The sequence below is a fragment of the Streptomyces javensis genome, assembly GCF_039525925.1.
Taxonomy (GTDB): domain Bacteria; phylum Actinomycetota; class Actinomycetes; order Streptomycetales; family Streptomycetaceae; genus Streptomyces; species Streptomyces asiaticus.
Map to the genome: position 1 here is coordinate 1 of NZ_BAAAIF010000288.1, position 564 is coordinate 564.

1 protein-coding gene is annotated in these 564 nt (G+C 69.1%); it reads left to right on the forward strand.

Annotation, left to right across the window (positions count from 1 at the left end; genetic code table 11):
• The coding region (locus ABD329_RS47995) for a beta-ketoacyl reductase (protein WP_344318324.1) at positions 1–564 on the forward strand (564 nt) is incomplete at both ends.

A 564-nucleotide genomic window follows, 5' to 3' on the forward strand; every position in this document is an offset into this window, starting at 1 on the left:
CCCGAGGGGACCGTCCTCGTCACCGGCGGCACCGGAACCCTCGGCGCCCTCACCGCCCGCCACCTCATCACCCACCACAACGCCCGCCACCTCCTCCTGGTCAGCCGCCAAGGCCCCGACACCCCCGGCGCGGCCGAACTCACCACCGAACTCACCAAACTCGGCGCACACATCCACATCACCGCCTGCGACACCGCCAACCACGACCAACTCACCACCCTCCTCGCCAACATCCCCACCGAACACCCCCTCACCGCCATCATCCACACCGCCGGAACCCTCGACGACGCCCTCCTCACCAACCTCACCCCCAACCACCTCAACACCGTCCTCCGCCCCAAAGTCGACGCCCTCACCCACCTCCACAACCTCACCCACCACCTCAACCTCGCCGCCTTCGTCGTCTACTCCTCCGCCACCGGCACCCTCGGCACCCCCGGCCAAGCCAACTACGCCGCCGCCAACACCTACACCGACGCCCTCATCCACCAACGCCACGCCGCCGGACTCCCCGCCACCTCACTCGCCTGGGGCCTATGGGAAACCACCAGCACACTCACCGCC